The 16198-nt window shown below is 67.0% G+C and carries 16 protein-coding genes and 1 tRNA gene; 1 reads left to right on the top strand and 16 read right to left on the bottom strand.

The window, feature by feature from the left end; genetic code table 11:
- Positions 1 to 149: 149 nt before the first annotated feature.
- From WB508_RS01005 to WB508_RS01045, 9 genes are all read right to left on the bottom strand, one after another.
- The gene (locus WB508_RS01005) at positions 150 to 1625 is read right to left on the bottom strand and encodes an FAD-dependent oxidoreductase (protein ID WP_423843007.1); all 1476 of its coding nucleotides are present in this window, start codon (positions 1623 to 1625) and stop codon (positions 150 to 152) included.
- A gap of 49 nt (positions 1626 to 1674) precedes the next feature.
- Positions 1675 to 1748 (bottom strand) — tRNA-Leu (locus WB508_RS01010).
- Between the two features lie 110 nt (positions 1749 to 1858).
- A complete protein-coding gene (locus WB508_RS01015) occupies positions 1859 to 2779 on the bottom strand; it encodes a 2-hydroxyacid dehydrogenase (RefSeq protein ID WP_423843008.1) in 921 nt (306 codons plus the stop codon).
- Positions 2772 to 3713 (bottom strand): exopolyphosphatase, encoded by a 942-nt coding sequence (locus WB508_RS01020; RefSeq protein ID WP_423843009.1) that lies wholly within the window; start codon positions 3711 to 3713, stop codon positions 2772 to 2774. The genes WB508_RS01015 and WB508_RS01020 overlap by 8 nt, the downstream gene beginning before the upstream one ends.
- A 9-nt stretch (positions 3714 to 3722) precedes the next feature.
- The gene (locus WB508_RS01025; protein WP_423843010.1) at positions 3723 to 4190 is read right to left on the bottom strand and encodes a DUF501 domain-containing protein; all 468 of its coding nucleotides are present in this window, start codon (positions 4188 to 4190) and stop codon (positions 3723 to 3725) included.
- Positions 4187 to 4591 carry an FtsB family cell division protein gene (locus WB508_RS01030; RefSeq protein WP_423843011.1) on the bottom strand — a complete coding sequence of 135 codons (405 nt, stop codon included), beginning with the start codon at positions 4589 to 4591 and terminating at the stop codon, positions 4187 to 4189. Before WB508_RS01030 ends, WB508_RS01025 begins: the two co-directional genes overlap by 4 nt.
- A gap of 165 nt (positions 4592 to 4756) precedes the next feature.
- A complete protein-coding gene (gene eno, locus WB508_RS01035) occupies positions 4757 to 6034 on the bottom strand; it encodes a phosphopyruvate hydratase (RefSeq protein WP_423843012.1) in 1278 nt (425 codons plus the stop codon).
- A 55-nt stretch (positions 6035 to 6089) separates the two neighbouring features.
- Complete coding sequence (locus WB508_RS01040; RefSeq protein ID WP_423843013.1) at positions 6090 to 6464, bottom strand: MazG nucleotide pyrophosphohydrolase domain-containing protein; 375 nt, start codon at positions 6462 to 6464, stop codon at positions 6090 to 6092.
- Between the two features lie 4 nt (positions 6465 to 6468).
- Complete coding sequence (locus WB508_RS01045; RefSeq protein ID WP_423843014.1) at positions 6469 to 7107, bottom strand: hypothetical protein; 639 nt, start codon at positions 7105 to 7107, stop codon at positions 6469 to 6471.
- Positions 7108 to 7150: 43 nt separating this feature from the next.
- Here WB508_RS01045 and WB508_RS01050 point away from each other — a divergent pair, with 43 nt between their 5' ends.
- Positions 7151 to 7714, top strand: coding sequence for a 1-acyl-sn-glycerol-3-phosphate acyltransferase (locus WB508_RS01050; RefSeq protein ID WP_423843015.1), 564 nt, complete (start codon positions 7151 to 7153; stop codon positions 7712 to 7714).
- Here the strand turns inward: WB508_RS01050 and mfd are convergent.
- From mfd to WB508_RS01085, 7 genes are all read right to left on the bottom strand, one after another.
- The gene (gene mfd, locus WB508_RS01055; RefSeq protein ID WP_423843016.1) at positions 7711 to 11199 is read right to left on the bottom strand and encodes a transcription-repair coupling factor; all 3489 of its coding nucleotides are present in this window, start codon (positions 11197 to 11199) and stop codon (positions 7711 to 7713) included. The two genes, WB508_RS01050 and mfd, sit on opposite strands and share 4 nt — an antisense overlap.
- Positions 11200 to 11212: 13 nt before the next feature.
- On the bottom strand, positions 11213 to 11788 hold the full coding sequence (gene pth, locus WB508_RS01060) for an aminoacyl-tRNA hydrolase (RefSeq protein WP_423843017.1): 576 nt from the start codon (positions 11786 to 11788) through the stop codon (positions 11213 to 11215).
- Positions 11785 to 12447 (bottom strand): 50S ribosomal protein L25/general stress protein Ctc, encoded by a 663-nt coding sequence (locus WB508_RS01065; protein ID WP_423843018.1) that lies wholly within the window; start codon positions 12445 to 12447, stop codon positions 11785 to 11787. The genes pth and WB508_RS01065 overlap by 4 nt, the downstream gene beginning before the upstream one ends.
- Positions 12448 to 12596: 149 nt before the next feature.
- The gene (locus WB508_RS01070) at positions 12597 to 13862 is read right to left on the bottom strand and encodes an RNA polymerase sigma factor (protein WP_423843019.1); all 1266 of its coding nucleotides are present in this window, start codon (positions 13860 to 13862) and stop codon (positions 12597 to 12599) included.
- 21 nt (positions 13863 to 13883) lie between these two features.
- Positions 13884 to 14255: a YciI family protein gene (locus WB508_RS01075; protein WP_423843020.1), complete on the bottom strand. Its 372-nt coding sequence runs from the start codon at positions 14253 to 14255 to the stop codon at positions 13884 to 13886.
- A 90-nt stretch (positions 14256 to 14345) separates the two neighbouring features.
- Entirely contained in the window at positions 14346 to 15314 is a 969-nt protein-coding gene (locus WB508_RS01080; protein ID WP_423843022.1) for a ribose-phosphate diphosphokinase, read from the bottom strand.
- A 5-nt stretch (positions 15315 to 15319) separates the two neighbouring features.
- Positions 15320 to 16198, bottom strand: an 879-nt coding sequence (locus tag WB508_RS01085) for a bifunctional UDP-N-acetylglucosamine diphosphorylase/glucosamine-1-phosphate N-acetyltransferase GlmU (protein ID WP_423843021.1), incomplete at its 5' end; no start/stop codon positions are given.

The raw sequence follows: 16198 nt of genomic DNA on the forward strand, positions 1-16198 counted from the left end.
AACCCTGGCCCCACGGTCAGACCGTCGGGGCGAACCTGTGGCCACTGTGCGAACGGCACCACCAGATGAAGTCACACGACGTCATCACCTGGACCCTGCCCTCAGGCCACACCATCGCCGCCGAACCCATACAGCACGCAGCCTGAGGCTCACCCAACCCCGACGACGGGGCCGATGGTCACACCGAAGCGGTCACCGAGGGTCTCGAGAGCCTGGCGGCAGTGCTCGCCCCGGCGCTTGCGGCGGGCCATGAACCGCAGTTGCCCCACCATCCGACGCGGCGCGGGGAACCACCGATCAAAATCGAGGCCGAATCCGTCCTGGAACACCTTCGTGGGGAGGTGGTCGAAGGCAATGCCGATGTTGTGCTGGGCGAGCACCAGAACGCCGACGATGGCTGCGGGCGACGACGTGTGGAGCAGGACCTCTGGCTCCTTGATCTCGAGGAGCGGAACGTCGAGAATCTTGCCGGCGTAGAGCAGGTGGGTCAGAAAGTACCCCCCAAAGGACGTGAATCCGAAGATGCCCGATCGACCGATCGTGACCACACGCCCGCTCGCCGAGACGTAGGGCACGCTCGGCTCATTCGTGTGGTTGCCGAAGTGGCTGGTGCAGTTGACCACCCAGCTGCCGGGCTGCACCACGATCGGCTCGCCGGCACGCAACGTCAACATGACGCCATCACCGATGTCTGCCGCATCGTCGAGATGCCCCATGACCACCTCCCCGAGCCCGCTGCGAATCCGCTCGGACTCGGTCTCCGACATCAACCCCACGAGATGATGCTCGGCACGGGGGGTCGCCCATGTGCCGTACGTGCCGCGGTACCAGGCCAACACGTCATGTTCGTTGGTGCCATCGAAGCGGTCCGCGATCTCGGCCAACAACTGGTTGAAACGGGTACCCCCCCACCACCGCTTCGCCCCGGTCGGGAAGAACTGCTCGCGACGGCCGAAGAACGTTCCAGACCCGGCGATCATGTTGATCTCACGGCCGGGCTTCGCCGTCATCAACGCAAGTGCGGTGTCCATCGCGGTCTTGCCACTGCCAATGATCCAGACCGGGTCATCGTTTTCGGCGATCTCGCCCGTGCGCATGTCGCACGTCTCAGGCGAAACGGATCGAACCCTGTCGCTGGTCAGGGCCAGCGGTTGAAGTGCGGCGATGTCCAAGGCCGCAGCGTTGATGACGTGATCAGCCGTGATGGTCATCTCAGTGCCGTCAGCTGACCGGCAGGTGACCTGGACGGCATCACCGACCTCGTCGATGCTCTCCATCTCATGGCCGAACAGTTCGGTCACCCCCACACGCTTCTTCGCCTCGGAAACGCAGTGCTGGAAGTGATCGAGCACCTCGGTCTTCGAGGCCAGGTGCGAGGCCTTCTTGCCGAACGTCCACTTCACATCGCCAGCGGTGAAGAATGGATGCGGCTGATGCAGACGGACGTAGTCGTAGGTCTTCACCCACATCCCGCCGACCCGGTCATGGCGATCCACGAGCAGGACCCGCTGATCTGCTCGGAGATACTGACTAGCGACGTGGAGCGCGTTCAGACCCCCAATTCCAGCCCCGACGATGCACAGGTCGTAGTGCTGCGTCTGGTTGTGCTTCTGCTTCTGCGACATCGAATCGCCTTTCGCCAAGTCCCCGACAGCCTTCTTCGTCGGACCTTAGTGCTCCCGGTGGGGCTCGAACCCACACTTGGGCGATTTTAAGTCGCCTGCCTCTACCGATTGGGCTACGGGAGCAGGCTTCAGCCTAGTGCCGACGTCAGACCGCGGTGCGGGGCCTGAGCGGGTGCACAGATCGTCGGCCGACGCGCCCTCCTTGGCACGAGCCTGCTGCTGACTCGCGTGCGTCAGGTTCTGACCACAACGGCGTCGGGCTCCTCGCCGGCGAGCAACCGGGCGATCTGACCGCGGACGACCCGTTCGACGCGTGGGCGCATCGCACTGGACTTGCCGCCGACGTGCGGTGAGATCAGCACCCCGGGCGTGTGCCACAGCGGGTGGTCCGATGGCAGAGGCTCCGGGTCGAGCACGTCGGCGGCGAAGCGGATGCGGCCGGCGGCGCGCACCACGGCGGCGGTGTCGACGACCTTGCCGCGGGCCACGTTGACCACGAGGGCTCCATCAGGCAGGGCAGCCAGGAACTTGTCGTCGACCAGCCCGGTCGTCTGTTCGGTCAGCGGCACGGCCACGATGACGACGTCGACGGCGGGCAGCAGATCGGGCAGCTCGACGGTGCCATGCACGCGGCCGCTTTCGTCGTCTCGCGCAACGCTTCCGACCCGCACCATGTCGGCATCAAAACCCGCCAACCGCTTGGCCAGCTCTCCGCCAATGCCGCCGACCCCCAGCAGCATGACCCGCCGGTCGATCAAGCTCGAGGTCCACGGCTGCTCCCACGTCCCGGCCGGCATGGCACGGGCAAAGTCGTCGACGTGGCGCAGCGACGCCAGGACCAAGGTGACGGCGAGCTCGGCCGTCGACGCCTCGTGCACCCCCACTGCGTTGGCGTACACACCGCCAGTCGGCAGCGTCTCGGCGACGCCGTCGAAGCCGAGGGCCTGCGACTGCACGAGCCCGATCCGGGACGTGTCGAAACCCGCCAGCACATCGTTGGACAGGGCATACGGACGCAGCACCAGGTCGAGGTGACCATCGGGTTGCGCCGTCTCGGTGTCCCACACGACGACCTCGACACGGTCGCTCAGGTCAGACAGCGTGTCGACCCACGAATCGTCGGGAACGCTGATCCGCAGGGCCATGTCAGTCATGCGGGTCAGTGCCCCAGACGATGCCGTCGAGGATGTCGTGCTCGCTCACGATCATCTGGTCGGTGGCCAGCGGTACCAGCTCGATGAGTCGGTCAAGGATCAGCGCTCCCCCGCCGATGACGTCGGCGCGGCCGGGGTGGAGGTAGGGCAGGTTGCGGCGGTCGCCCAACGACATCTGCGCCAAGGACAGGCACGCACCCCGGATCTCGTCGAGCGACAGCTTTGCCAGGTGCAGCGCTTCAGCGTCATAGGACGGCAGTGCGAGCGCGTGCGCGGCGACAGTGGTCACGGTGCCGGCGACGCCGACGAACGTCTCGACCGGGGCAATGTCGCGCACGACCGGCGCGAGGACCGAGTCCAGGTGTGACATGCACGCCGTGACCTCGGCGACCGAGGGTGGATCACCGGCCAGAAAACGCTCGGTCATCCGCACCGATCCGATGTCCAGCGAGACGCCCGACTCCACCGACACACCACTCTCGGTGTGAGTCCCCACCACGATCTCAGTTGAGCCACCGCCGATGTCAACGACCAACGTGCGCCCGACACCGAGGTCGTGGGTGGCGCCGGCGAAGGACGCCTCGGCCTCCTCACGACCGGCCAAGACTTCAGGACGGACCCCGAGGATGCGCTCAACGGCCTCGCCGAACGTGTCCGCATTGTCGGCGTCGCGGATCGCTGATGTGCCGCAGAATCGTACGGTCGAGACCTCGAACATCTCGATCATCGCGGCATATTCGCGGCAGACCGCCAGTGTGCGTTCGACGGCCGACTCGGCCAGATGGTGGGTGCGATCGACGTCCTGACCCAACCTGACGATTCGCATCTCACGCAGCAGATCGGTCTTGCCCTCGCCCTCGACGTCGCTGATGAGCAGTCGGATCGAGTTGGTGCCACAGTCGATCGCCGCCACCCGGGTCCGCGCGTCAGGCATGTCCTGACCCTATCGACACCCGGAGCCGAGCAAGGCGATGGTCTCGTCGCCGAGCGGATTCACCCCGGGGCCCTTCGCCAAGGAGTGAGCCACCAGCACGTGGAGGCACTTGACCCGAGTGGGCATGCCGCCCGCCGTGATGTGGTCGATTTCGGGAACGTGAAGGATCGCTTCCCTCTCGGCCAGGTACGACTCGTGTGCTCGCGCATACGCGGCGGCCAGATCGATGTCCTCGACGAGTCGGTCGCTCATCTCCTTCATCAGACCGGACGCCTCGAGGGTGCCGATCTCGCCAGCCAGACGAGGACAGGTGAGGTAGAACATGGTCGGGAACGGAGTGCCATCTGGCAGGCGCGGCTCGGTCTTGACCACGTTGGGATGTCCGACCGGGCAACGCGAGACCACCTCGATGACACCGCGGGCAGGGCGTCCGAGCTGCTCGGCCAGCTGTGCGAGATCCGCGGCGTCGACCGTCACTCGCCCTCCAGGACATCGCCCGTGGTGTCCCGGGGCGCGACGTCAGCCTTCGGAGAGCCAGCCGTCTTCACACTTCCCCAGAGCTTGTCGTACCACTGGTCAGTCGTCACTTCGGTGGGCGCGTCGAGTGTCGGCACCTCGCCTCGCACCTCGCCATCGCTCCCGATGACCCGGTAGCCCACCTCGCCGGGCATGACCCAGCCAAATCGTTCGCGCGCCTGCTGCTGGATGTAGGCCGGGTCGTTGAACCGCTTCTTCTGGTCCTCCAGATCGGCGATCTGACCCTTGAGCTGCGTGCGCTCGGCCTGGCTTGCCGCGATGTCCTGACGGGCGGACCACCAAGCACGGAACGTGGCGGTGTACGACCCGATCAACAAGACGACAACGCTGAGCAGCAGCACAGCACGCGTCGTGATCTGCGGACCGGACCCGCTGGCGCCAGCCGCTCTCCTCGCACCCGACGCACCCCGGGGGGCGCCGGTGCGGGGAGCGCGCGGCGAACCGGGGCGTCCCGAGGGGCGCTTTTGGTTCCTGTCCCTGCCGCGAGGCGAACGTGAAGCCATCGCTCAGATCGACAACCGCGGGAATGCCGACGCGCCAGCGTAGGACGCGGCGGAGCCAAGCAGCTCTTCGATGCGCAGCAGCTGGTTGTACTTGGCGACCCGGTCCGAGCGAGCCGGAGCGCCGGTCTTGATCTGGCCACAGTTGGTGGCGACCGCGAGATCGGCGATCGTGACGTCCTCGGTCTCACCGGAGCGGTGGCTCATCATGCAGCTGAAGCCATGGCGGTGAGCGAGGTCGACCGAATCCAGGGTCTCGGTGAGCGAGCCGATCTGGTTCACCTTGACCAGCAGGGCGTTCGCCGAGCCTTCCGAGATGCCCCGAGTGAGCCGCTCGACGTTGGTGACGAACAGGTCGTCGCCGACGATCTGCACGTCATCGCCGATCGCTTCGGTGAGTGCGGTCCAACCAGACCAGTCGTCCTCGTCGAGCGGATCCTCGATCGACACGATCGGGAAGTCCGCTGCCAGCTCCGCGTAGTACGCCGACATCTCCTCAGCCGACTTCTTCTGGCCCTCGAAGGCATAGATCCCATCGCTGAAGAACTCTGAGGCGGCCACGTCGAGCGCCATCGCGATATCGGTGCCGACGGTCAACCCGGCCTTCTCGACAGCGGTCGAGATCAGCTCGAGCGCAGCGCGATTGGAGTCCAGGTTGGGGGCGAAACCGCCCTCGTCGCCCAGACCGGTGGACAACCCCTGCTTGTTCAGCACGGCCTTGAGCGCGTGGTACACCTCGGTGCCCTGACGCAAGGCCTCCGCGAAGGTGGGGGCGCCGATCGGCGCGATCATGAACTCCTGGATGTCGACGTTGGAGTCCGCGTGCGATCCGCCGTTGAGGATGTTCATCATCGGCACGGGCAGAAGGTGGGCATTGGGTCCACCGACGTATCGGAACAGCGGCAGTCGGGCCGAGTCGGCCGCGGCCTTGGCTACCGCCAGCGAGACGCCGAGGATGGCGTTGGCGCCGAGCTTGGCCTTGTTGGGCGTGCCATCAAGGTCCAACATGATCTGGTCGACCAGCCGCTGCTCGTCGGCATCGACACCTGCGAGGGCCGGACCGATGGTCTTGTTGACACCGCCGATCGCCTTGAGCACACCCTTGCCCAGGTACCGGTCGCCGCCATCACGCAGCTCGACCGCCTCGAAGGCACCGGTCGAGGCCCCGGACGGGACTGCGGCACGACCGATGGTGCCGTCGCTGAGGGCGACTTCGACCTCGACGGTCGGGTTTCCACGGGAGTCGAGAATCTCGCGTGCTCCGACGGCTTCGATGCGTGCCACTACTGCTCCAGATGTGTGAGGGCCAGATGAACGGGGATGGTGCGCAGGGTCAAGACTACTTCTCGGCGGCCTTGATCCGTTGCCACGCTGCGTCGATCTCTTCCGGCGTCGACGCGTCCCCGTCGGCGAAGACGTGGGGGTTGCGACGGATCAGCTTGGCAGTGAGGCCTGCGACGACGGCGTCCATGTCGAATCCGCCAGCCTCTTCGGTGGCGATCCGGGCGTGGAACACGACCTGCAGCAGCAGATCGCCCAGCTCTTCGCACAGATGGTCAAGATCGCCCGACTCCAGCGCCTCCACCGTCTCGTGCGCCTCCTCCAGCACGTATGGCGCGATCGACGCGTGCGTCTGCTGCGCGGTCCACGGACATTCCCGACGGAGGCGATCCATGACGGCGACCAGCTCGACCAGCGATGAGCCATTCGTCATCGAATCAGACCCGACACGCCAGCGGGCCGGGAAGTTCATCGGGCGTCGGAGCCTCGAGGTCGGCCGGAGCAACCGAGAGCGAACCCACGTCGCCATTCCTCTCGCCGGAGTCCGACAGACCCAGCCGCGGAGCGAAGGTGACGTCGTGCTCGGGGAAGGCAGTGACCGCCAGGTCGCGGCCCACCTCGGCAAGATCGGCGGAGTTCGCAGCTGTGGCCGTCACGGCAGCCTCGTCGGCTCCGATGACCACCAACAGCTTGAACAGGTCCTGCGCGCTGGCCAATGCCTCTGCCACCGCCGGGGCCCGCTTCGCACCGAAGGTCTCGACGAACTGGTCGGAATCCAGATCAACTGGCGTGGGGATTTTCAGGTCGCGCTCGTCGGCGATGTCCTCCGCGACCCGGGCCAGCACTAGATCGATGACCGCCTGACGGCGCATGTCGGCGTTGTCGATGGCCTTGACGCCCTGCTGCTGCTCGGCCTGTCGCACCGTGACCTCGCAGTACACGCGGGCGGTGTCGTCCAGCGTGGACATCGAGATGGACTCACCGTCCACGGTGGCGGCGGCGCCGGGGCCCGCTGCTCCGCAGGACGACAACGCCACGGCGGTGAGGGCAAGGGCGCAGACGCGAAGGAGACTCACGGCTCCATCGTAGATGGTGGACTTCGCATGGCAGTCTTACGCCATGATGCGACAGCGGCTGGCCCGCACAATCATCCGGGTCATGGGGTACCGCATGGTCGGCGAGGTGCCGCCCACCGGGCTCCTGGTCGGCGCGCCCCACACCTCCAACTGGGACTTCGTCACGATGCTGCTGGTCATGTGGCACGACGGCTGTCACCCGCGCGTGCTCGTGAAGAAGCAGCTGTTCAAGGGTCCGCTCGGTTGGCTCCTGCGCTCGCTTGGGGGAGTGCCGCTGGATCGCGACAACCCGGGCGGCGTGGTGCGTGAGCTGATCGAGGAGGCCGCCGCCGGCGAGCCGCTACGACTGATCCTGGCCGCCGAGGGCACCCGATCCAAGGGCGAGTACTGGAAGTCCGGCTTCCTGCGCCTGTCGAAGCAGACCGGACTGCCGATCACCCTCGCGTTCTTCGATCCACCGACGAAGACGATGGGGTTCGGCCCCACGTTCCACGCCTCTGACGACGTCAGCGCCGACATGGACATCGTGCGCGCGTTCTTCGCCAACAAGCTCGGCATCCGGCCCAAGAACGCGACACCTCCCCGCTTGCGCGAGGAGTCCTCCTAGGCCACGAGAGTGTCGATCACCAGGGCGGTCCAGTCCAGCAGCTGGCGTCCCACGATGGGTCCACCGCCGATGGACTCGACTCGCGGCCGCGGCACCAGCATGACCTCGGCCGCCGCCTTGTAGGTGCTGCGGGGGAAGACCCGCTGCATGCGCATCTGGGCCGAATCAGGCAGCACGATCGACGCGAAACGCACGTTCGGGCCGGCCGCCGAGATCTCGCTGAGCCCGGCCTCGCGGACCTTGACCCGCAGGCGCGCGACGTCGAGCAGTGTCTGGACCACCTCGGGCGGCTCGCCATAGCGGTCAACCAGCTCGGCGCGCAGGTCGTCCACGTCCGGCAGCGCCCGCACGTCGGCCAGGCGCTTGTACATCTCCAGGCGCAGCCGCTCGCTCGGCACGTACTCCTCGGGCAGATGCGCCTCAATGGGCAGCTCGATCTTGACCTCACGGGATCCGAACCGGTCGTCCTCGGTCTCGCCGCGAAACTCCGCCACCGCCTCGCCGACCAGACGCACGTAGAGGTCGAAGCCGACATCGGCGATGTGGCCGGACTGCTCGCCGCCGAGCAGATTGCCCGCGCCGCGGATCTCCAGATCCTTCATCGCGACCGCCATGCCGCCGCCCAGCTCGGAGTGCTGAGCGATGGTGGCCAACCGGTCGTGGGCAGTCTCGGTGAGCGGCTTGTCCGGCGGGTACAGGAAGTACGCGTATGCGCGCTCACGTCCGCGGCCCACGCGGCCACGCAGCTGGTGCAGCTGCGACAGTCCGAGCGAATCGGCGCGTTCGATGATCATGGTGTTGGCGTTGGAGACGTCGAGCCCGGACTCCACGATCGTGGTACAGACCAGGACGTCGAAGCGCTTCTCCCAGAAGTCCACCATGACCTCCTCGAGCCGGTGCTCACCCATCTGGCCGTGCGCGGCAGCGATGCGGGCCTCCGGAACCAGCTCCTTGAGCCGGGCGACGGCCTTGTCGATGCTCTGCACCCGGTTGTGGATGAAGAAGACCTGGCCCTCACGCAGCAGCTCGCGCCGAATGGCTGCCGTCACCTGGGCGTTGTCGTAACCACCCACGAAGGACAGGACAGGGTGGCGCTCCTCCGGCGGAGTCGCGATGGTCGACATCTCGCGGATGCCGGTGACGGCCATCTCGAGAGTGCGCGGAATCGGTGTGGCCGACATCGCCAGGACGTCGACGGCCGCGCGCAACATCTTGAGCGCCTCCTTGTGCTCGACGCCGAAACGCTGCTCCTCATCGACGATGACGAGCCCGAGGTCCTTGATCCGCACGCCTGGCTGCAGCAGCCGGTGGGTGCCGATCACGAGATCGACCGAGCCATCGGCCAGCCCGGAGAGGGTTTCCTTGGACTCAGCATCGGTCTGGAACCGCGACAGCGGCCGCATCGTGACCGGGAACTGGCCGAATCGCTCGGCGAAGGTCGCGAAGTGCTGCTGCACCAACAACGTCGTCGGCACCAGCAAGATGACCTGCTTGCCGTCCTGGATGGCCTTGAAGGCAGCCCGAACCGCGATCTCGGTCTTGCCATACCCGACGTCGCCGCACACCAGCCGGTCCATCGGGACGGTGCGCTCCATGTCGCGCTTGACCTCGTCGATCGTGATCAGCTGGTCGGGCGTCTCGACGTGCGCGAACGCATCCTCCAGCTCGGCCTGCCACGGAGTGTCCGGACCGAAGGCGTGGCCCTTGGTCGACTGGCGGGCGGCGTACAGCTTGATCAGCTCGCCGGCGATCTGGCGGACAGCACGGCGCGCCTTGTTCTTGCGATTGGTCCAGTCACTGCCGCCCAGACGATCAAGGCTCGGCTGCTCGCCACCGATGTAGCGGGTGATCTGGTCGAGCTGATCCATCGGCACGAACAGCCGATCCGGCGGATGCCCGCGCTTGCTCGCGCCGTACTCGACGACCAGGTACTCGCGCGCAGCACCTTGCACGACGCGCTGCATCATCTCGACGTACCGGCCGACGCCGTGCTGCTCGTGCACCACGTGATCGCCGGGCGACAGCTCGAGCGGGTCGATCTGCTTGCGGCGGCGCGACGGCATCTTGCGATCGGTGCGGTCGGCGGGACGCTGCCCCACCAGGTCGTCATACGTGATCACGACCAGGTTCAGCGGCGCTGAGACGAAGCCGTGCGCGAGCTCTCCCAGACCGACCTGCACGACCCCGGATGTGCCGCCACCCTCGGCCGACGCAGCGATGTCGTGCTCGCCCAGCCACTCCACCGTGCGTTGCGCCTGCCCGTGACCGGGCACCACGACGACGACGCGGCGACCCGCCGCGAGCCAGGTTCGGACGTCGGCGAGTGCCGCTGCGGTGTCACCGCGATACGTGGGCGCGGCCTCCATGTCGACGGTGTGCGTGTCCGCGTCGTCGAGGCCGAACGGCGACAGCCCGACCCAACCAAGCCCGCGAGCCACGACTCCGTCATGGACCTCGTCGATCGTGTGGAACGAGGCGGAGCCGAGGTCGATGGGTGACTCACCGCCACCGCCGGCAGTGGCCCACGAGGCCTCGAGGAACTCGGCGCTCGTGGCGACCAGATCGGCGGCCCGCGCTCGCACCCGCTCGGGGTCGCACAGCAGGATGGTCGACCCGGCTGGCAGGAGGTCGACCAGCATCTCCATGTGGTCGACGAGCACGGGGCTCAGTGACTCCATGCCCTCGACGACATGGCCCTCTGCGAGCTTGCCGAGCAGCTCGCGCAGCGCCGGATGTTGCTCGGCGAGGACCCGCGCACGCTCGCGGACCTCGTCGGTCAGCAGCAGCTCGCGACACGGCGGAGCCCAGAGCCGGTCGATTGACTCGAGGGTGCGCTGATCGGCGACGGCGAACTGGCGAATCTCCTCGATCGTGTCGCCCCAGAACTCGATGCGCAACGGATGCTCTTCAGTGGGCGGGAAGACATCGACGATGCCGCCGCGCACCGCGAACTCGCCGCGGCGCTCAACCAGGTCGACCCGCGCATAGGCGGCGGCGGCCAGATCGCGCACCACGTCGTCCAGCACGACGTCCTCGCCTTGGCGCAGCTCGACCGGCACGAGATCGGCCAGCCCCTTGACCTGCGGCTGCAGCAACGACCGCACCGGAGCCGTGATGACGCGCACCGGTCCGGTCTCGTCGGTCTGCCCCGGGTGCACCAACCGGCGCAGCACGGCCAGACGACGGCCGACCGTGTCCGATCGCGGCGAGAGCCGCTCGTGCGGAAGCGTCTCCCACGCGGGATAGTGCACGACCGACGCCGAACCGATCAGCTCGGCCACCTCGGCCTCCAGGTCTTCGGCCTCGCGGGCCGTGGCCGTCACGGCCAGCACGGTGCCACCCGTCGCCAGCGCCTGCGTGAGGAAGGGGCGCAACGGTTGCGGCGCGCGGACGTCGATGGTCTGCACTCCGTCAGCACGGTCAGCCACGACAGCGGTGATCGTTGGCTCGGCCAGCACGACGCTGGCCAGATCGGGCAGATTCATGAGCGGTGAGCCATCAGCGATTGAACCTGCCTTGGGTGGTCTCCAAGCCGTGGGTCACGAGCGACTCGATCGCGTCGCCCGCCTCCTCGACGTAGGTGGGGAGGTCCTTGCGCTCGATCGTGCTGTAGGGCTTGAGCACGAAGTCATGCACCGACTGACGGCCGTTCGGCCGGCCGATGCCGACCCGCACCCGATGAAAGTCGCCCGTGCCGATCGACTGGCGAATTGATTTCAGGCCGTTGTGCCCGTTGTCGCCACCACCGAACTTGACCCGCAGCATGCCGAAATCGATGTCGAGCTCGTCATGGACGACGATCAGGTGGTCCGGTTCGACGTCGTAGAACTTCACCAACGCCGACACCGGTCCCCCGCTGTCGTTCATGAAGGACCGCGAACGTCCCAGAACGACGCGCTCACCAGCAAGCCGACCCTCGATCGCGTCGGCCTGGCCAGACTTGTGCTTCTTCCAGCTGCCACCGACGCGAGCGGCCAGGGCATCGGCCACCAGGTACCCGACGTTGTGCCGGGTCGCGGCGTATCCCGGTCCGGGATTGCCGAGCCCGACCACCAGCCAGGTCGAGAGAGTCACTCGTCGTCGGAGCTCTCCGCGGCAGCCTCGCCCTCGGCGGCTGCTGCCTCGTCGTCGGACTCATCGCGCTCGATGCCCGCCTCTGCCTCAGCATCTTCCAGCTCGGCCTCGAGCTCAGCCTCGGTGGGCGCGTTGGTGATGTTGACGACCAAGATCTCCGGGTCGACCGCGAGCTCGGTGCCCTTGGGCAGCTCGATGTCGCTGGCGTGCAGCTGCGTGCCGGCCTTGAGTCCCTCGATCGACAGCTCGAGACCGTCGGGGATGTGGGTGGCCTCGGCCTCGATCGAGATCGTGGTGTTCTCGTGCACGACCATGGTGCCGGGGAACGCCTCGCCGACCAGCGTGACGGTGATGTCGACCGTGACCTTCTGGCCCTTCTTGACGATCAGCAGATCGGCGTGCTCGATGAACCCACGGATCGGGTCGCGCTGCACCTGCTTGGGGATGGCGAGGTGGTGGTCGTCACCCAAGTCGATGGTGAGCAGGGCGTTGGAGTTCTTCAGCGCCATCATCAGGGCGTGGCCCGGCAGGGTCACGTGCACGGGGTCGGAGCCGCCTCCGTAGAGCACGGCGGGAACCTTGTCGTCACGACGGATGCGGCGAGCCGCTCCCTTGCCGAACTCGGTGCGGGTCTCGGCGGGAATCTTGATCTCGGCCACGGGAAATCTCCTAGAAGCGTGCTGCAGTGCAGGGATGTGAAGGACGTAGAAGGGGGGTGCCGCCCCGTCGGGCGCTCAACACAGCACTCCTGTGGAGCGCCCTGTCGATCACGGTCCTTCTGGACCCTCGCCGAGGCAACCGCCTGAGTCTATCGCAGGCGCGCCGACCAGCAAAAATCAGCGCGCCTCCGAAGCAGGGTGCGTTCCTGGGCGTTGCGGGTGCGACCGGCTGCCTCGTCAAAGGCCTGGGCAGCAGCCTCGTGCCGTCCGTCCCGTTCGAGCAGGTCTCCTCGCACGCTCGCCATCAGGGGTGAGTGGCCAAGAGCGTCGGCGGCGAGGGCGTCGAGGATCTCCAGACCAGCCTTGGGTCCGTGAGCTCGTCCGTGGGCGACCGCCCGATTGACTTCGACGACCGGGCCGGGTGCGGCCCGTGCCAGCAGGTCGTACAGGCCGGCGATCCGTGGCCAGTCCGTGGCGGCGGAAGTCCTCGCTCGGGCGTGCTGGGCTGCGATGGCTGCCTGCAGGCAGTACGAACCAATGGGGCGACCCTGTGCACCGAGCTGCTCCGCCCGCGAGAGAGCGGCAAGGCCCCGGCGGATCCTCAGCTGATCCCACCGCTGTCGGTCCTGGTCTTCCATCAGCACCGGCTCGCCGGTGGGGTCCACACGGGCAGCCAACCGAGATCCTTGCAGCTCCAGCAGCGCCCTCAACCCATGCACCTCCGGCTCGTCCGGCGCCAGGTCGGCGAGCATGGACGCCAGCCGGATCCCCTCGGCGACGAGATCGGGACGGCTCCAGTCCTCTCCGCTGGTGGCCGAGTAGCCCTCGTTGAAGATCAGGTAGATCACCGCCATCACGTCGACCAGTCGCTCGGTGCGGTCGCGACCGGTCGGCAGCTCGAACTCGGCCTGTGCCGCGACGAGTGACTTCTTGGATCTGGAGATTCGCTGCCCCATGGTGGACTCCGAGACGACGAAGCCGCGGGCGATCTCCGCGGTGGTGAGGCCACCGACCATCCGAAGAGTCAGCGCGGCGCGCGACGGCGGAGTCAACGACGGGTGGCAGCACAGGAACATCAGCCGCAGCACGTCGTCGGCGATGTGGTCGACGTGTCCGTCCAGATCCGGCACGGTCTCCTCCTCTCGGGCAGACAGCTCGGCAGTCTTGCGACGCAGCGCTTCGGCGCGGCGAACGGCGTCGACCGCTCGCCGCTTGGCGGTGGTCATCAGCCATGCGGCGGGATTGTGGGGAATCCCGCCGCTCGGCCACTGCTCGAGCGCGGCGACGAGCGCGTCCTGCGCGGCGTCCTCAGCCAGCGCTAGATCACGGGTCATCCGGGTCAGCGCCGCGACGATCTGCGGCGCCTCCCGACGCCACGCCGTCGTGACGGCGTCTTGGGTGGTGGCGTCTGACATGACGCCAGCCTAAAACTCGGACTACTGCTCCTCGTCAGCCATCCCCACGACCTGGCGAAGCGTGATGACGACCTTCTGGCTCGGCCAGTGGTCTGCATGCAGCTGCGCCATCTCCCGCGCATTCTCGACGGCGGCCTCCTGCGTGTCGAACTCCAGCAAAGACCAGCCGCCGACGATCTCCTTGGCTTCGGCATAGGGTCCGTCCACCTCGGTGACTCCGCCGTCGGCGATCACGAAGTTGATCGCATCCTCGGTGCCGAACAATCCACCGCCATCGATGAATGCTCCCGAAGCGACGGACTTGGCAACGAAGTCACCCATCGCGTCCATCAGTGCCTGCGGCGGAGGGGCGATGCCCTCTTCCATCCGGACCAGTCCCATGTATCGCGTCATGTCAATTCCTTTCGGTCAGGTGTTGATGCTTGTCACCTACTCGTCGATCACGGTCCACCATTTTCGACACCGGCCGCCACAATTTTTCGATCAGTTCTTGAACAGGCTGGTGACAGATCCCTCTTCGAAGACCGCGGCGGTGGCTTGAGCCAGCAGCGGAGCGATCGAGAGCACGGTCAGCTTCTCAAAACGCTTGTCCTCGGGGATCGGCAAGGTGTTGGTGACGATGACCTCGACGGCGATCGAGTCGCTCAGCTTCTGCGAGGCTTCGCCGGAGAAGACCGCGTGAGTCGCGGCGATCACGACAGCCTCGGCGCCATCGGCCATCAGGGCCTCGGCCGCCTGCACGATGGTTCCGCCAGTGTCGATGAGGTCGTCCACCAGGATGCAGACCCGGCCCTCGACCTCACCCACGACACGATTCGCCTTGGACTCATTGGGCCTGCGCGGATCACGAGTCTTGTGGATGAACGCCAACGGCACTCCGCCAAGGGCCGCAGCCCACGACTCGGCGACCTTGATGCGTCCAGCGTCCGGCGAGACGACGGCCAGTGGCTTCTTGCCGTACTTCTTCTTCACGTGGCGCGTCAGGATTGGCATGGCCAGCAGGTGGTCGACCGGACCGTCGAAGAATCCCTGGATCTGTGCGGTGTGCAAATCGACCGTCATCAACCGGTCCGCGCCGGCGGCCAGGAAGAGATCGGCCATCAGCCGGGCAGAGATGGGCTCACGGCCCAGATGCTTCTTGTCCTGGCGGGCGTATCCGTAGAACGGCAGGAGCACCGTGATGCGCTTGGCCGAGGCGCGCTTGAGCGCGTCGACCATGATCAGCTGCTCCATGATCGCTTCGTTGATCGGCGCCGCGTGGCTCTGGATCACGAAGGCATCGCACCCGCGCACGGACTCGTCGAATCGCACGTAGATCTCGCCATTGGCGAAGTCATAGGCCGTGGTGGGCACCAGATCGATCTCGAGGAGGTCGGCCACCTCCTGCGCCAGGGTCGGATGCGCCCGACCCGAGAACAGCAGCATGTTCCGTATCGGGGTCCGCTTGGACAGGCTGCTCACCGAGGTACCTCCGGGTTGGGATCTGGCTGTGCGTCACGCGCGGCGTCGGCCGATGCGGTGCCGGGGCGCTTGGCCTCGACCCACCCGTCGATCGTCCTCTGTGGACCGGCGCTGACCGCCAGCGCCCCCGGAGGGACGTCCTCGCGGATCGTGGCCCCCGCGCCGGTGAATGCGCCGTCGCCGATGACCACCGGAGCGACAAAGGTGTTGTTCGACGAGGTCTTGGCGTGCCGCCCGACGCGCGTGCGGTGCTTGCTGACCCCGTCGTAGTTGGCAAAGATCGTGCCGGCACCGATGTTGGCGCCGTCGCCGATGTCGGCATCGCCCACATAGCTGAGGTGTGGCACCTTGGCGCCGTCGCCGATCACTGAATTCTTGATCTCGACGAACGTGCCGATCTTGGCGCCGGCGCCGATCTCGGTGCCGGGCCGCAGATAGGCGAACGGGCCGACGGTCGCGCCCTCGCCGATCACCGAGTCGGAGCCGTGCGTGCGAATGACGGTGGCGCCGGCGCCGATCTCCACGTTGCGCAGCGTGGTGTCCGGTCCGATGGTGGAGTCCTCACCGACCACCGTGGCGCCCAACAGCTGAGTGCCGGGGAGCACCGTCACGTCACGCGCGAGGGTGACGGCCGAGTCGATCCAGGTGGTTTCGGGGTCCACGATCGTGACGCCCTCGGTCATCCAGTGCTCCGTGAGCCGCCGGTTGAGCTCGCGGCCCATCCGGGCCAGCTGCGCGCGGTCGTTGACCCCCTCCGTCTGCCACACGTCCTCCAGCACGTGCGCGCCGACGGGGAGCGCGTCCTGGACCGCCTGCGCCACGATGTCGGTGAGGTACAGCTCGCCCTGAGCGTTGCTGGGTTCGAGCACCTGCAC

This window comes from Aeromicrobium sp. (assembly GCF_049586495.1).
GTDB lineage: Bacteria > Actinomycetota > Actinomycetes > Propionibacteriales > Nocardioidaceae > Aeromicrobium.